The organism is Duganella flavida (assembly GCF_009857445.1).
Taxonomy (GTDB): Bacteria; Pseudomonadota; Gammaproteobacteria; order Burkholderiales; family Burkholderiaceae_D; genus Rugamonas; species Rugamonas flavida.
In genome coordinates this window covers 221,665-236,282 of record NZ_WWCN01000006.1, presented here as the reverse complement: position 1 = coordinate 236,282, position 14,618 = coordinate 221,665, and the positions used below count along the sequence as shown (strand labels likewise).

The following is a 14,618-nucleotide window of genomic DNA, read 5'->3' as shown; positions in this document are numbered from 1 at the left end:
CCTGAGATTATAACTTGGGCGCTTCCCGCACCGGGATTGTGGCGTTGCACAGCTCTACGTAGTTGGCCGCGTATTTATTCCACGGACCGCCGCGATTGCGCTGCGCTTCGATCACTGCCTGATAAATCGGCGCTTCGCTGCGCATCACCTCCAGATGGCTGCGTTCCGCCTCCGGCACATCGGCTGCCAGCCGCACCGAGATAATCGGCGTACGCGCCTCTTTCGCGCCGTAGAAACCCATGGTCTCGCCGCCGCGCGGCAAGGTCGCCAGCAGCGGCATGCCGGCCACCACGCGGCCTACCACGGTGATGTTGCGGTCGAGGTGACGCGGCGCGTGGCCGTTCACCGCATACAGCTCAGCGCCGCTGCCGCTATCGGTATTGTTGTCGCGGCCCACGCCGACCATGCCGTAGCAATGCGCCAGCCAGGTGGTCTTGGCTTTCGGGTCGCGGCCGACCGGGAAGCCGTTCGAGTGACCGATTTGCGGCGCGTAGCCGTCAAAATCCTTTTGCCGCACGAAGCGCTTATCGTTCGACATCGGCACCGAGAACTCGCCCGGCACCTTGGCCTTGGCGCTGCCCAGCGACTTTGGCGTGGTCTCGGCGTTCGGATCGCCCCATTGCGCCACGTAGTTATCCTGCGAGCGGTTCACGGCCAGCCCGTCGTAGTAGTGTTCCTTGGCCAGCGTCTTGATATTGGCGATGGCCAGCGGCGCAAAATCCGGCGCCAGCTCGATCACTACGCGGCCGCCCGGCAGCTCCATGTACAGCGTGTTGGCCGGGTCCAGCGGACGCCAGTCGGACGGCTGGGACGTCTTGATAATCTCGCCGGCGCTTTTGCGCACCGGCAGATCGGCGGCGCTGGCAGTCACGCTCAAGGCCAGCAAAGGCAGGGATAAAACGCGGAACGTACGGGATAAAGCCATGCAAAGTCTCCTTGTGGGATCAAAGCCGCTTGCTGCGGGGGCTGCGGCGATTGTAAACTACCTGCGCCGCATGTCAGGTGGTGTATGATTCCGCCACACTTTATAGGAAGAATATGGATTTTATGCAATTTTTTGGCATGCTCCTGCATGTCGACAAAACTCTCGAAGTGCTGATCCAACAATACGGGACGCTGATTTACGCCGTGCTGTTCGCCATCATTTTCTGCGAAACCGGCCTGGTGGTCCTGTTCTTCTTCCCCGGCGACACCCTGTTGTTCATCGCCGGCGCCCTGTGCGCGGTGGGTGAAATGAATTTGCCGCTGCTGATGTTCTTGCTCAGTACCGCCGCCATCACCGGCAATACCGTCAATTACTGGATCGGCGAAAAGGTCGGGCAGCGCGTGTTCACGCACGACTACCGCTGGCTCAATAAAGAAGCCCTCAAGCGCACCCATGATTTCTTTGAAAAACACGGCGGCAAGACCATCGTGCTGGCGCGTTTCGTGCCGGTGGTGCGTACTTTCGCGCCGTTTGTGGCCGGCGTGTCGGACATGACCCATGCCCGCTTCCAGATGTATAACTTCACCGGCGCTATCCTGTGGGTGGTGCTGCTGACGACCGCCGGCTACTTCTTCGGCAACATCCCTATCGTGCGCGACCACCTGACCGAGATCGTGCTGGTGGGCGTTGGCGTGGCCGTAGTGCCGATGGCGCTGGGTGGTGTGTACAAGTTGTCGCGCCGTCTGCAACGCCGCTGAAACCCGCATGTAGCCACGCTGCGCGGCCGCCGCAGCGTGTTGTTTTGCAAAGAATTTTCACCCTGTGCGGCCATCTCCTCTCAAGTTTTTCCCCAAAGCATCCGTATACCAGAGTGTAATTGTTCATTCTGGATACCCATGCGCTCTCTCGTCCTTCCCCTGATTGCCTCTTGCTGCGTCGTTTGCGCAGCCAGCACGGCGGCCAGCGACCCGCTGATTTCGCCGTCGACCAAGACGGCGGCGGGCGGCGCGGCGGGCAGTGGTGCGTCGTCGTCTTCGAGTTCTTCATCGTCCGGCCCGACGCGTAAATTGAGCCAGCGCGAGCAGGAAGCGCAGGCCGAGGCCGACCTGTCGGCCAAGATCCAGGAGCGGCTGGCCATCATGCGCGCCAATCAGGCCGCGCGCGTGGCCGCTGCGGCCAAGGCCAAGAAGGAAGCCGCAGCCAAGGTGGCGGTGGAAGCGGCCAAGCCCAAGGTGTACAGCAATGTGTGGTCGTATGAAGGCGAGAGCGGCCCGGCCAACTGGGCCTCCATCAACCCGGCGTGGGCCAAGTGCGGCGCCGGCAATCGCCAGTCGCCGATCGATATCCGCGACGGCATGAAGGTGGAGCTGGAGCAGATTGGCTTCGACTATCATCCGTCCTCATTCAACGTGACGGACAACGGCAAGACGGTGCAGGTGATGGTCGGCGGCGGTAACTTCCTCAACATCGGCAACCGCATGTATGAACTGATTCAGTTCCACTTCCATCGTCCGTCGGAAGAGCGTATCAACGGCAAGGGTTATGAGATGGTGGTGCACATGGTGCACAAGGATGCGGAAGGCCATATCGCCATGCTGGCGGTGCTGCTGGAACGCGGCAGGCCGCAGCCGGTGATCCAGAATGTGTGGAATAACCTGCCGCTGGAAAAATTCGACACCGCCGCGCCGTCAACCGTGCTCGATCCGCTGGAGCTGCTGCCGGCGCGCCGCGACTACTTCACTTTCATGGGTTCCATGACCACGCCGCCATGCCAGGAAGGCGTGCTGTGGATCGTGATGAAGGAACCGGTGCAGGCCTCGCCGCAGCAGATGGCGCTGTTCAGCCGCCTGTATCCGCTGAACGCGCGCCCGGTGCAGCCGAGTTCCGGCCGCATCATCAAGGAATCCAACTAGCACGTCGTCCCGGCGAAAGCCGGGATCCATAGAACGCATGCTCAGCATGGGCTCCCGCATGCGCGGGAGCGACGGTCAAGCGCTGATGGCGTGCTTGCCGGTCCACGTGGCGCCGGCGGCCAGCGGCTGCTGGTCGATGCGCGCCGGTTCGATGCAGACGAAGCGCTGGTACTCATCATCCGCCAGGTCCACCAGGGCTTTGGCATCTTCCTGGCCCGGATTCCACACCACCCATTCGCTAAAGCCTTGCTGCTCTAAACGCAGCGTGGCATCGGCCGTGTTCAGCGTCAGCGCCGGCGTTGACTGGTACAGGCGGTCGTGCTTCTCGGTGAAATGCAGCGCCGGATATTCCTGCGTGCGGGTGTTGAGGTGGTGGTCGGTGTACTGCTGGTGCTGCAGGCCGCTGATGCTGGTGGCGTCGAGATGGCCGACATCGTAGTAGGTGTGCAGCGCCACGCCGAACGGGAATTCCTGCGCGCCGCTGTTGTGGACCGTGTAGTCGACATTCAACGCGTCGCCGTGCAGCGTGAAGCGCAGCGTGAGTTCAAACGCGTGCGGCCATGCTTGCGCGTGTTCCATCGACAGGTCGCCCTGATTCAGGCTGAATTCAATGAAGGAGCTGCCACCGTCGCCACCCTGGCCGGTCAAGCGCCAGGTGCTGACGCGCGCGAAGCCGTGGCGCAGGCCGGGACCGCGCACATTAAACTGCGGGAAGATCACCGGCACGCCGCCGCGGATTGCTTTGCTGCCGTCCAACGGCGTTTGCGAGCTGACGAACAGGCGCTCCTTGCCATCGGCGGTTTTCCACGACAGCAGGTGTGCACCAAACAAGGATACCGTCGCTTGTGCGCCATCGGCTGCGGTAATGTGTACTGCCGGCAGGGCGCCGTATTCGGTGGTCGTAACTGCAGCCATGTGTCTCTCTTAACTCAGGTAAGCCGGTTCTTTGCCAGCGGTGGATTCTTTGCGAAGTAACTGCGGATGCCGGTGACGATGGCGTCGGCCAGTTTGTTCTGGTACGCCTCGTCCAGCAGCTTGGCTTCTTCTTCCGGATTGGAGATGAAGGCCGTCTCGATCAGGATGGAGGGAATATCCGGCGCCTTCAGCACCGCGAAGCCAGCCTGTTCGACCGAGCCTTTGTGCAGGCGGTTGATGCCGCCGATTTCGCCCAGCACGGAGCGGCCCAGCTTCATGCTGTCGTTGATCTGCGCCGTGGTGGACAGATCGAACAACACGCTGGCCAGCTGCTTGTCATGGCTCTTGACGTTGACGCCGCCGATGGTGTCGGCGAGATTTTCCTTGTCCGCCAGCCAGCGCGCCGCCGACGAAGTGGCGCCTTTTTCCGACAGCACGAACACCGACGAACCGCGCGCAGTCGGCTGCACGAAAGCGTCGGCGTGGATCGAGACGAACAAATCGGCCTGCACCTTGCGCGCTTTTTCGACGCGGGTGCCGAGTGGGACGAAGTAGTCGCCATCGCGCGTGAGCATCACGCGCATGTTCGGAATGTCTTCCAGCTTGGACTTCAGGCGCTTGGCGATGGCCAGTACGATATCTTTTTCGCGGCTGCCATTCTTGCCGGAGGCGCCGGGATCTTCGCCGCCGTGGCCCGGATCGAGCGCGATGGTCAGCATGCGCACCATCTTGCCTTGCTTGTCGACTTTAGGCAGTGCCTCGGCGAGCTTAGGTTCTTCGCGCGGCTCCAGCTTGGGCGCGGTCGGCGGTTCCGGCACAGGAGCAGGATCGGACCAGTCGCCTTTTTCGATCATGGCGGCGATAGGATCGACTGCCTTCACCGGATACAGGTCGAAGATCAACCGGTGCTTGTAATTGCCGGCAGGCGGCAGCGTGAACACCTGCGGCTTGACTTCTTCTTTCAGGTCGAACACCAGCCGCACCACGTTCGGGCGGTTCTGGCCCACGCGTACCTGCTTGATGTACGGGTCATTCGATTGGATCTTGGCGACCAGGCCTTTCAGCGTCGGATTCAGCTCCAGGCCTTCAATGTCGACCACCATGCGCTCCGGGTCCTTGACGATGAAGTGCGTGGCTTTGAGGTCGCTGTCGTTCTCCAGCGTGACGCGGGTATAGTCGTCCGCCGGCCAGACGCGGACGGCGAGAATTTGCGCGGCATTGGCGCGCAGTGGAACGGTCACGGAAAGCAGCAGGGTGGCGCCGGCTTTCAGGACGGTGCGGCGGCTCACATGTTGGGCGCGAATTTGAGGCGTTGAAGGCATGAGTTACCCAAGGCGGTGGACGCCTGCAATTCTACATCACGACCGTGTCCGGCCACATTCAAAAACAGGTTCAGGTCAGGCGGCGGCAGCACGCCTTCGGCCTTCTCAGGCCATTCAACGATGCAGATATTGTCGCCGTTGAAGTCTTCGCGGAAGCCGGCATCGAGGAATTCCTCGGCGCTGGCCATGCGGTACAAGTCGAAGTGGATCACGCTGACGGCACGGCCGTCGAGCTGAATGCTGTACGGTTCGGACAGCGTGTAGGTCGGGCTTTTTACGGTGCCGGTATGGCCTGCCGCGTGCAGCAGCGCGCGCGTGAGGGCAGTTTTGCCGGCGCCAAGGTCGCCGTGCAGGTGGACCGACAGGCCGGGCGCAAGCGCGCGCGCCAGGGCCGCGCCTAAGGCGGCGGTGCCTTCTTCGTCGTGGAGATGGGCTGTAAAGTGCTGCATCAATTAAAATACCGGTTGGTTGGATCGCCAGCCATTGTACCCGTTAGCCTAAAGCCGATGTCCCTGTCTGAAACCAATTTAGCCGAACTAGCCCTCAGCATCAAGCGCTGGGGTGTAGAGCTGGGCTTTGCCGAAATCCGCATCACCGACGTCGACCTCAGTCACGCCGAAGCCGGCCTGCAGGCCTGGCTGGACGCGGGCATGCACGGCGAAATGGACTACATGGCGGCCCATGGCATGAAGCGCGCCCGCCCTGCAGAGCTGGTGCCGGGCACCATCCGCGTGATCAGCGCCCGCATGGACTACCTGCCGAGGGAGACTGAAACGAGTGGTGAACATAACTGGCGCGAACGCGAACTGGCGCGGCTGGCCGATCCCGGCGCGGCCGTCATCTCGGTCTACGCGCGTGGCCGCGACTATCACAAAGTACTGCGCGCGCGCCTGCAGCAGCTGGCCGACAAGGTGAAAGCGCAGATCGGCGATTTCGGCTACCGCGTGTTTACCGACTCGGCGCCGGTGATGGAACTGCCGCTGGCCGAGAAGGCCGGTTTGGGCTGGCGCGGCAAGCATACCTTGCTGCTGTCGCGTACTGCTGGCTCGATGTTCTTCATGGGAGAATTCCTGGTCGACCTGCCGCTGCCAATCGATGAACCGACCGGCGCTCACTGCGGCCAGTGCTCGGCGTGCATCACGGCTTGCCCGACGCAAGCCATCCTCGGGCCGGGCAAGCTGGATGCGCGGCGCTGCATTTCCTACCTGACGATAGAACTGAAAAACGCGATTCCGCTGGAACTGCGTCCGCTGATCGGCAACCGCATCTACGGCTGCGATGACTGCCAGACCGCCTGCCCGTGGAATAAATTCGCCCAGCGCGCCGTGCTGCCGGACTTCGACGAACGGCATGGCCTGGGCCACGCCTCCATGGTGGAGCTGTTCGCGTGGAGCGAGGATGAGTTCAACCGCAAGATGGAAGGCAGTCCGATACGCCGCATCGGCCATGAGCGCTGGCTGCGCAATATCGCCGTCGGCCTGGGGAATGCGGCGGCGGCCGGCGCGCAGGGCGATGAAGCTATCGTCGCTGCACTGTTGGCGCGGCGCGACGATCCATCGCCGCTGGTGCGCGAACATGTGGAGTGGGCGCTGGCCTGTCATTCCGTCTAGGACAGCGGCGGTATAATTGTCAGGACATCAAGGGGAATCACTTTGTCCAAACCTGCCGTGCAACCGCCGCCGTACCGGGAACTGTCGCCTTCGCGCTTGTGGCGTCACGGCGGCCCCTTACAGAAAACCTTCCTGTTCGGTGGCTGGCTCATGCTGCTTGTCCTATGCGCCTGGCTGGGTGTGGGCATGGTGAAATGGGGCTGGTCCGGCATCCCGTTTGAATTTGGCGGCGTCGCCGTCTACCTCACCGTTTATCCTCCACTGCTGATTTGCCTGCTGCTGACACTCACGCTGGGTTGGTGGTGGGGCGCCATTCCCGCTTACTGCGCCACACTGTGTCTCGCGCTCTATGCCGGCATGCCCTTGCAGTGGGCCATGCTGTTCGGACTATCCAATCCGCTGGGCTTTGCGGTGATGGTGATCGGCTATCGCGCCACCAATATGCGGCGTGATTTGCGCGGCGTGACCGATTTGCTGTTCTACGTGCAGCAGTCGTTTGTGGCCTGCGTGTTCAGTTCCAGCGGTGCGCTGATCTGGAGCTACACCAATGACTTCGACCGCACAGCCTTGCTGCCGGTGTGGCAGGGCTGGTGGCTGGGCGCTTTCGTGCAAAGCGTACTGTTGGTCGGGCCGTTGATGGCGATGCTGTGGCCGTGGGTGCAGCGCTGGCAATCTGCCCATCCGCGCCTGATGCGCGATGGCCATATCCGTTCGCGCAAAACCCTGCTTGGTTTGCTGGCATCCGTGACGCTGGGTGTGCTGGTCTACGGCTATGCGACCACCGGCTTGGCCGACAGCCAGGTGAACCTCGACGCGCTGCGCCAGACCATGTGGGTGTTTTACTGGGTGTTTGCAGTCATTGTGCTGTTCATTGCCTTCTTTGGTTATCAGCTGTTCCTGCATTGGCAAAAGTCGCAGGACGCGCTGTTGGTCGAGATGGAAAAGCTGGCCACCACCGACGCGCTTACTGGTTTGCTCAATCGGCGCGAAGCCGATCGCCGCATGGCGGCGGAGTGGCAACGCACGCGCCGCTCTGGACACAGCACGGCGATGGTGCTGCTCGATATCGATCACTTCAAGCAGGTCAACGACCAGTATGGCCATCCGGCTGGCGATGCAGCGTTGCGCCGTCTGGCCGGCGTAATTTTTTCTGAGATGCGCACGGTCGATTTCGCAGCGCGCTACGGCGGCGAGGAATTCCTGATCGTGCTGCCCGATACCAGCTTGCGCGGCGCCCATGCGTTTGCGGAGCGCCTGCGCGAGGAAGTGGCGGCGTCGCTGGTGAAGCATGAAGAGCGCAGCTTCCAGATGCAAGTGAGCCTTGGCGTGGCGACCGTGCATGAAGACGATGCCAGTTACGAGCGCTGGATTTCGCGCGCCGACCGCGCGCTGTACCGCGCCAAACAGGGCGGCCGCAATCGCACCGAGCTTGATCAGCCGACGGTTGAGAAGCTGGCCTGAGTGGGCTACACTCGCTGGGTTCTTTCCTTACAAAGGCCCATGAAATGCAAACTTCAATTAGATTCATGTCGCTGCTGGTTAGCGCATCGTTCACCTTCGCTGCGCATGCCGTTTCCTTTGACGATTGGGCCGACAAGGTCGCCAATGCCAAGGTGCGCAGCGATCCGGAACAAGCGACGCAGAAGCAGTACTTCGACGCCAAAGAGCAAGATGCGCTGGACCGCAAGCTGACGCCGAACACGGTGGTGTTCCGCGCAGCGGAAGTGGCGACGGCGCGCAAGTCGCTGGCGGAACTGGCGAAGATCGACCAGTCGAAACTGACGCCGCAGCAACGCGCCAGTGCTGCCACCATCGCCTGGAGTTTGCAGGGTACAGTCGATGCGTACAACTATCGCGACTATAACTTTGTGTTCAACCAGTTCACCGGTTTGCATGTGCAGCTGGTGAACTTCCTGTCGCAGCAGCACCCGATCCGCAATCGCCGTGATATCGAAAATTACCTGGTGCGTTTGAAAGCAGTGGCGAGCAAGATGGATACCGGCATTGTGCAAGCGCGCGGCGCGGCGGGACGCGGCATCCTGATGCCGACCTTTATCACGCAGGCGTCGATTGGTCAGCTGGATCGTTTCCTCGATGGTCCGCCGGAGAGCAATGTGTTTGTGGCGTCGCTGGTGCAGCGCATGGCCAATGTGAAGGAAGTATCGGCGCAAGACCAGGCCAAGTTCACGGAAGAGGCGACGGCCATCGTCAAGCAATCCATCATTCCAGTGTTCCACCGTACGCGCACGCTGCTGCAGGAACAGCTGCCGAACACGAACAACGACGCGGGCTTGTGGCGCCTGCCGAATGGCGACAAGGCTTATGCCGTGGTGCTGCGCCAGATGACCACCACCGATTACACGCCACAGCAGATTCATGAAATCGGCCAGCTGGAAGTGGCGCGCATCGAGAAGGAGATGAATGGCTTGCTGGGGTCGATCGGCTACACCGAGGGCAGCATCAAGGAGCGCATGACCAAGCTGGAAAAAGACCAGCAGCCGAAAGAAGCGGATCCGCGTCCGCAACTGCTGGCGCACTATGACGAGATTCTGCGCGATGCCGAAGCGCGCGCAAAGGACTTGTTCGACAAAGTGCCGAAAGCGCCGGTGGTGGTAAAGCGCGAGCCTTTGTTTACCGAGAAGACGGCGGCGGCGCATTACACTGGTCCGGCCAAGGATGGCACGCGCCCAGGCATCTTCTGGGCGCCGCTGCCGGGGCCTGACTTCCGCATCGTCGGCATGCGCACGCTGGTCTATCACGAAGGTGTGCCGGGCCACCACTTCCAGGTCGCGCTGCAGCAGGAGAACACTGGTCTGCCGCGCTATCGCCGCGACCGTGTGTTCGGTGTCGGTTCTGCGTATGGTGAAGGCTGGGCGCTGTATGCCGAGCAGCTGGCGTCGGAGAACGGCTGGTATGGCGATGACGTGGTGGGCAAACTGGGGCAGCTGGATGCAGAACTGTTCCGCGCGCGTCGACTGGTGGTGGACACCGGCGTGCACGCGATGAAGTGGACGCGCCAGCAAGGCATCGACTACGGCATTCCGCCGGCGGAAGTGGATCGTTACGTGGTGATGCCTGGCCAGGCCTGCGCTTACAAAATCGGCATGATCCGTATCCTCGATCTGCGCGCCAAAGCGCAGAAGGCCTTGGGCGACAAGTTCAATATCAAAGCCTTTCACAACACCGTCCTCGAAACCGGCAACGTCCCGCTGTCGGTGCTGGAAAAAGTCGTCGACGAATGGATCGTTCAGCAGAAGGGTTGAAGGGAGGAGCACATGAGCAATCCAGATTGGACGCCTGTTACGCATGAGAGTTGTGGTAGCGTGAAAGGGCCTTTTTATCACGGTACTAAATACGAGCTCGAAACAGGGGACCTGTTAGTACCTGGATTCGCCTCCAATTTCGATGCGGGGAGGATCTCAAACAACGTGTATTTCAGCGCCCTGATGGAGCCGGCTATCTGGGGCGCGGAATTGGCTACCTCGCTTGCCGGAGCAGAGGGGCGCGGCTACATCTACATTGTCGAAGCCACAGGCAGCTTTGAGGATGATCCCAATCTGACAAACAAGCGTTTTGCCGGTAACCCTACCCAATCCTATCGCACACGTCACCCGTTAAAAATTGTGGGTAAAGTGGAGGATTGGCAGGGGCATCCGCCAGAAGTGCTGCAACTGATGCTCGACAGTCTCAAAGAAAAAATGCGCAACGGTTTGGCCGCGATTGAGGACTAATCGTCAAGCTTGCCGATTAGCGCGTAGCGGTGTCCAGTTTCTTTGCCATTGCTTCATGGTGGCCGACGATGGGTTCTAGTTTGCTGGCCAAGGCTTTGACATCGGTGTCTTTGGCGCTGGCAATGTCGTTTTTCAGGGCTGCGTGAACTTTGACGTGGTCTTGCACACCAGCCTTGCTGACATAGGCTTTATCAAAAGCCGCTCCTGAGAGCTGCTTCAGCTCCGTAGCCATTTTCTGGTGGGCGTCATCCGGTTCAGTCGGCAGGATGACGTTCTTGGCTGCGGCCAGTTTTTGGGTATCGGCGAGTCCTTTGCTATGATCGTCGATCATCATCTGGGCGAACTGTTTGATTTCTCCATTGGCGCTTTTCTCAACCGCCAACTTCCCCGCAGCGATTTCGGCGATATTGGCCTGAGCAATGGCGACCAAACGATCTGCATCAGCCTTGCTGATCGGCGTCTGGGCGAAAGCGAATTGCGCGGTTGCGGCGCAAGCGATAAATGCAGTTGCAAAGCGTGCAGTCTTCATTTCGTTATCTCCAGTTGGCGTGATGACTGCACCGACTGTAGCGCTGGCGCGCTAGCTGCACTGTGTGCCAGCGTACCGATTCCTTTGATTTATTTTTGGCGGGCGCGGTGGAGGAGGATGAGGGTGGTGGTGGCCCAGACGATCAGCGTGGCGGCGGAGGCTTCTACGCCGTAGTGGCCGCCGCTGAGCCAGTCGGGGCCGGGCATGCTGACTTGCAGCCAGCCGCGTGCTGCATGGCCGGAGACGGGGACCGCGAACACGCCGTCGAACAGGTAGTTCCAGCCGAAGTGCAGGCCGATCGGCAACCACAGGCGGCGCGTCAGCAGGTAGGCGGCGCTCAGGGTTACGCCGGCCACGCCGGTGATCACCACTGCCAGCACGCTGATGCCTTCGTTCGGCATATGCGCTAGCGCGAACAGGATGAATGAGGAGACCAGCGCTGCACGCGTGCCCCAGCGTTGTTCGGTGATGCGGAACAGCACGGCGCGGAAGATCAGTTCTTCGAAGATGGCGACCATCACTTGCTCGGGCAAAGTCTTGAGCACGATGGTCCAGTCGTTGCTGCTGGTGATGCTGAACGCGCCGGCCAGTGCCAGCAGGCCGGCGACGATCAGTCCAAGGATCGCACCAAGCGCGATGCCGGCGCCGGCTTCACGCGCCGCGCCGGGCAACGCCAGTTCCGCCAGTGTGTGCCGCTGTTCGGTGCGGCGCACGAACCAGCGATAGCTCAACAGGCTCATGGCCGCCGCCAGCAGGAAGGTCCAGCCGCCCGCACGCAGCTGTTTGGGAATGAGGATATTGGCCAAGATCATGGTGATCGTGATCGGCCCCAGCGTGGCGATCACACCAAGCACCATGCGTGTGATGGGATGCGAGAAGAAGCGGTTGCGGAAGCTTGGAACAGACGGGATGACTTGCTGCGTAGTGCTCATGCTCTCTCCGGTTGTTTTTTGTTATTTTAGCAAACCGGCAAGCTCCACGGCGGTTTTGACCTGCATTTTGTCGAAGATATGGGCACGGTGGACTTCTACCGTACGCATGCTGATGCCCAGTTGATCCGCCACGACTTTGTTCATTTTGCCGGCCAGGATCAGGTCCAGCACTTCGCGTTCGCGTACCGACAGCGTGGCCAAGCGCGCGTGCACGGCGGCGGTGGCGCCGGCGCCGCGCGAGGTGGCCAGCGCTTCCTGCACGCGGTCCATCAGCTGGTTGTCGTTGAATGGTTTCTCGAAAAAGTCGAAAGCGCCGCGCTTCAAAGTATCTACCGCCATCGGCACGTCGCCGTGGCCGGTGAGGAAGATCACCGGCATGCGCTGCGCCACGCCGCGTGCTAGCAACTGGTCGAACACGGCGACGCCGTTCATGTCCGGCATACGCACGTCGAGCAGCACGCAGTCGCCGCCGGCGTCGAACGCGCCGCTGCCGATTTGCGCGAGGAAGTGCACGCCCGATTCGTAGGCGCGTGCAGGAATGGATCGCGAAGTGGCCAGCCAGCTAAGCGAGTCGCGCACGACCGCTTCATCGTCGACGATATGCAGCATCTTGTTATGTCTCCTGTTCCGTGGCGACCGGCACGGCCGGCAGCACGAACGTAAATATGGTCCCGCCCTCGGGATTGGCGCGGAAGGTCAGTGCGCCACCGTGGAATTCTATCGCAGTCCGGCAGATGTTGAGACCCATGCCCATGCCTTCCGCCTTGGTCGAGAAGAACGGCGAGAATAATCGCTGTGCCACTTCCTCCGGTATGCCGTGCCCGTGGTCGATCACTGCCACGCTGACTTGCGCGCTCGCTTCGTCATACGCCGCCACTACATTGAGGACGCGCCGCTGCGGCTGCACGTGCTGCATCGCTTCGATGCCGTTGCGAGTAAGGTTGAGCAGCACCTGCTCGATCATCACGCGGTCCGCGCGTACTGGCGGCAGGTCGGCCGGAATCTCGGTGCGGAACGAGACATAGCTTTGGCGCGCTTGCAGTTCGATCAGCGTACGGATGCTGTCCAGCAGCGAGGTAATCTCCACTTCCTGTCGCAGTGGTTCGCGCTTCTTCACAAATTCGTGCACGCTGCGGATAATCTGGCCGGCACGTTGCGCTTGTGCGCGCGCCTGTTCCATTGCCGGTTTGAGGATGGTGCAGTCGACCGCGCCTTCGCGATCCAGCACGTTCAAGGCGCCAGTGGTGTAGCTCGAAATCGCGGCCAGCGGCTGGTTCAGTTCATGCGCCAGCATGGAGGCGATTTCGCCCATGGTCGCCATGCGCGCGGAGGCCTGCAGCTTTTCCTGTTGCTGGCGATTCAGTTCTTCGACGCGCTTGCGGTCGGAGATGTCGAGGATGGAGCCCATCCAGCCGGTTTGCTTGCCATCGTTATCCACCAGCGGCGCTTCGAAGATCAGCACCGGCACGCGTTCGCCGTCGGGACGCTGGAAGAAGGTCTCGAACTGCGGCGTGACTTTGCCGGCCAATACGGAGGCAAAGCGCGTCTGGTATTCCGCCATCGCTTCCGGCGCCCAGTAGGGCATGGGTGGCAGCTTGCCGACGATTTCCTCCGCCGGATAACCGACGATCTGGCAGAACGCCGGATTGACATAGGTGATGCGGCCTTCCAGATCGCGTGCGCGCAAGCCGGTCACCAGCGAGTTTTCCATCGCTGTGCGGAACGTCATTTGCTGACGCAGCGCGCCTTCTGCCGCAAGGCGTTTCGAGATGTGGCCCCACAGCGCGAGCAAGCTCCATAACAGGCCAAGCGACAGCACGATCACTGAGCCGACCAGCAGGTTAGGCAGCAGCTGCGGCTCGCTCTTCACGCTGTCCGTCACCAGCGTGACCGAGGCGCCCGGCAGATCCAGTGCGCGCTTGTGGGTGTAGACGCCGTGCCCCGGACCAGCGGCCGCGCGCCGTGCTAGTACTTTGTCGTCGCGGTCCACCAGCGACACCTGGTTATCCTGGGCGAACCACCACGGCACCATTTCATCGAGCAGGGCGCTGGTTTGATACGTTGCGACCAGGTCACCGAGGTATTCGTCGCCATGGAATAGCGGCACGTGGTAATCCATCAGCACTGCGGCCGGTGCGGCGGATGAGATATGCGTCTGCGCCTCCGGCTGGGTGTACATCGGGCGGCGCGTTTTGCGCGTGATGTCGGCGGTGTTTTTGGAGGCGGGCGAGAGTTCCACCTGTGCGGCCAGCGGATCGCTGCTGCCGCCCAGTTGTCCGTCCGGCTTGAGCCAGACCACGCGCAGCAGTTCGTGGCCGTTCTTCAGCAGCCGTGTCATGCGCTCGTGCAGCTGCGCCGGCGACAGGTGGCCGGCGGTGATTTCGACGCCCAGCGTGCGCAGGCTTTCTTCGTCGCGCCCCAGCTGGAAGCGGATGGTTTGTTCGACCCACAGCGTATCGGCAATCAGCTGCTCCTGGCGCTCATTGCTCTCCATCTGGCGCGCTTGCCACGGTAACCAGATCAGGATCGCCAGGAAAAACAACACCAGCACGATAGGCAGCAGCCAGCGCAGCGAGGTGCTGGAGTGGGTTCGGCGGCGCGCAGTAGGCGCTGGAGTGTGGGCTGGCGTCATGGGCGATCAGGTTAGCTGGTCGTGGTGGGGCGGCCATTGTGGTTATCCACACTTGCCACGCTTGCTGCTATTTATAACAATCAGTCAGAATAGAAGAATAGTGTAACTT

The 14,618-nt window shown here is 61.4% G+C and carries 14 protein-coding genes; 6 read left to right on the top strand and 8 right to left on the bottom strand.

The annotated features are described in order from the left end of the window. Positions 1–7: 7 nt before the first annotated feature. Positions 8–925: a peptidylprolyl isomerase gene (locus tag GTP46_RS11710; RefSeq protein WP_161006802.1), complete on the bottom strand. Its 918-nt coding sequence runs from the start codon at positions 923–925 to the stop codon at positions 8–10. Positions 926–1,038: 113 nt separating this feature from the next. Here GTP46_RS11710 and GTP46_RS11705 point away from each other — a divergent pair, with 113 nt between their 5' ends. Further along, complete coding sequence (locus tag GTP46_RS11705; protein WP_161006801.1) at positions 1,039–1,683, top strand: VTT domain-containing protein; 645 nt, start codon at positions 1,039–1,041, stop codon at positions 1,681–1,683. A gap of 138 nt (positions 1,684–1,821) precedes the next feature. After that, positions 1,822–2,838, top strand: coding sequence for a carbonic anhydrase (locus GTP46_RS11700; RefSeq protein ID WP_161006800.1), 1,017 nt, complete (start codon positions 1,822–1,824; stop codon positions 2,836–2,838). A 75-nt stretch (positions 2,839–2,913) separates the two neighbouring features. Here the strand turns inward: GTP46_RS11700 and GTP46_RS11695 are convergent, their stop codons facing one another. From GTP46_RS11695 to tsaE, 3 genes are read right to left on the bottom strand one after another with little or no spacing between them, the layout of a single operon-like run. Further along, the gene (locus GTP46_RS11695) at positions 2,914–3,753 is read right to left on the bottom strand and encodes a D-hexose-6-phosphate mutarotase (RefSeq protein WP_161006799.1); all 840 of its coding nucleotides are present in this window, start codon (positions 3,751–3,753) and stop codon (positions 2,914–2,916) included. Positions 3,754–3,767: 14 nt separating this feature from the next. After that, complete coding sequence (locus tag GTP46_RS11690) at positions 3,768–5,075, bottom strand: N-acetylmuramoyl-L-alanine amidase (RefSeq protein ID WP_161006798.1); 1,308 nt, start codon at positions 5,073–5,075, stop codon at positions 3,768–3,770. Next, entirely contained in the window at positions 5,039–5,524 is a 486-nt protein-coding gene (gene tsaE / locus GTP46_RS11685; protein WP_161006797.1) for a tRNA (adenosine(37)-N6)-threonylcarbamoyltransferase complex ATPase subunit type 1 TsaE, read from the bottom strand. The genes GTP46_RS11690 and tsaE overlap by 37 nt, the downstream gene beginning before the upstream one ends. A gap of 57 nt (positions 5,525–5,581) precedes the next feature. Here tsaE and queG point away from each other — a divergent pair, with 57 nt between their 5' ends. The 4 genes from queG (at position 5,582) to arr (ending at position 10,416) form a co-directional block, all read left to right on the top strand. Beyond that, a complete protein-coding gene (gene queG / locus GTP46_RS11680) occupies positions 5,582–6,685 on the top strand; it encodes a tRNA epoxyqueuosine(34) reductase QueG (protein WP_161006796.1) in 1,104 nt (367 codons plus the stop codon). 42 nt (positions 6,686–6,727) lie between these two features. Then, a complete protein-coding gene (locus tag GTP46_RS11675; protein WP_202414232.1) occupies positions 6,728–8,146 on the top strand; it encodes a GGDEF domain-containing protein in 1,419 nt (472 codons plus the stop codon). A gap of 65 nt (positions 8,147–8,211) precedes the next feature. Further along, complete coding sequence (locus GTP46_RS11670) at positions 8,212–9,948, top strand: DUF885 domain-containing protein (RefSeq protein ID WP_229258909.1); 1,737 nt, start codon at positions 8,212–8,214, stop codon at positions 9,946–9,948. A 12-nt stretch (positions 9,949–9,960) separates the two neighbouring features. After that, the gene (gene arr, locus GTP46_RS11665; protein ID WP_161006794.1) at positions 9,961–10,416 is read left to right on the top strand and encodes an NAD(+)--rifampin ADP-ribosyltransferase; all 456 of its coding nucleotides are present in this window, start codon (positions 9,961–9,963) and stop codon (positions 10,414–10,416) included. 16 nt (positions 10,417–10,432) lie between these two features. Here arr and GTP46_RS11660 read toward each other — a convergent pair whose 3' ends face one another. The 4 genes from GTP46_RS11660 to GTP46_RS11645 form a co-directional block, all read right to left on the bottom strand. Next, a complete protein-coding gene (locus GTP46_RS11660; protein WP_161006793.1) occupies positions 10,433–10,945 on the bottom strand; it encodes a DUF4142 domain-containing protein in 513 nt (170 codons plus the stop codon). 89 nt (positions 10,946–11,034) lie between these two features. Beyond that, positions 11,035–11,877, bottom strand: a complete 843-nt coding sequence (locus tag GTP46_RS11655) for a CPBP family intramembrane glutamic endopeptidase (protein WP_161006792.1) — start codon at positions 11,875–11,877, stop codon at positions 11,035–11,037. A gap of 21 nt (positions 11,878–11,898) precedes the next feature. After that, the gene (locus GTP46_RS11650; protein ID WP_161006791.1) at positions 11,899–12,486 is read right to left on the bottom strand and encodes a response regulator transcription factor; all 588 of its coding nucleotides are present in this window, start codon (positions 12,484–12,486) and stop codon (positions 11,899–11,901) included. Between the two features lie 4 nt (positions 12,487–12,490). Continuing rightward, positions 12,491–14,509: a two-component system sensor histidine kinase NtrB gene (locus GTP46_RS11645; protein WP_161006790.1), complete on the bottom strand. Its 2,019-nt coding sequence runs from the start codon at positions 14,507–14,509 to the stop codon at positions 12,491–12,493. Positions 14,510–14,618: the final 109 nt, after the last annotated feature.

Excerpts from the sequence above, each read along its gene's own strand:
- GTP46_RS11710 (WP_161006802.1), bottom strand. The coding sequence starts at position 925 with ATGGCTTTATCCCGTACGTTCCGCGTTTTATCCCTGCCTTTGCTGGCC.
- GTP46_RS11705 (WP_161006801.1), top strand. The coding sequence starts at position 1,039 with ATGGATTTTATGCAATTTTTTGGCATGCTCCTGCATGTCGACAAAACT.
- GTP46_RS11700 (WP_161006800.1), top strand. The coding sequence starts at position 1,822 with ATGCGCTCTCTCGTCCTTCCCCTGATTGCCTCTTGCTGCGTCGTTTGC.
- GTP46_RS11695 (WP_161006799.1), bottom strand. The coding sequence starts at position 3,753 with ATGGCTGCAGTTACGACCACCGAATACGGCGCCCTGCCGGCAGTACAC.
- GTP46_RS11690 (WP_161006798.1), bottom strand. The coding sequence starts at position 5,075 with ATGCCTTCAACGCCTCAAATTCGCGCCCAACATGTGAGCCGCCGCACC.
- tsaE (WP_161006797.1), bottom strand. The coding sequence starts at position 5,524 with ATGCAGCACTTTACAGCCCATCTCCACGACGAAGAAGGCACCGCCGCC.
- queG (WP_161006796.1), top strand. The coding sequence starts at position 5,582 with ATGTCCCTGTCTGAAACCAATTTAGCCGAACTAGCCCTCAGCATCAAG.
- GTP46_RS11670 (WP_229258909.1), top strand. The coding sequence starts at position 8,212 with ATGTCGCTGCTGGTTAGCGCATCGTTCACCTTCGCTGCGCATGCCGTT.
- arr (WP_161006794.1), top strand. The coding sequence starts at position 9,961 with ATGAGCAATCCAGATTGGACGCCTGTTACGCATGAGAGTTGTGGTAGC.
- GTP46_RS11660 (WP_161006793.1), bottom strand. The coding sequence starts at position 10,945 with ATGAAGACTGCACGCTTTGCAACTGCATTTATCGCTTGCGCCGCAACC.
- GTP46_RS11655 (WP_161006792.1), bottom strand. The coding sequence starts at position 11,877 with ATGAGCACTACGCAGCAAGTCATCCCGTCTGTTCCAAGCTTCCGCAAC.
- GTP46_RS11650 (WP_161006791.1), bottom strand. The coding sequence starts at position 12,486 with ATGCTGCATATCGTCGACGATGAAGCGGTCGTGCGCGACTCGCTTAGC.
- GTP46_RS11645 (WP_161006790.1), bottom strand. The coding sequence starts at position 14,509 with ATGACGCCAGCCCACACTCCAGCGCCTACTGCGCGCCGCCGAACCCAC.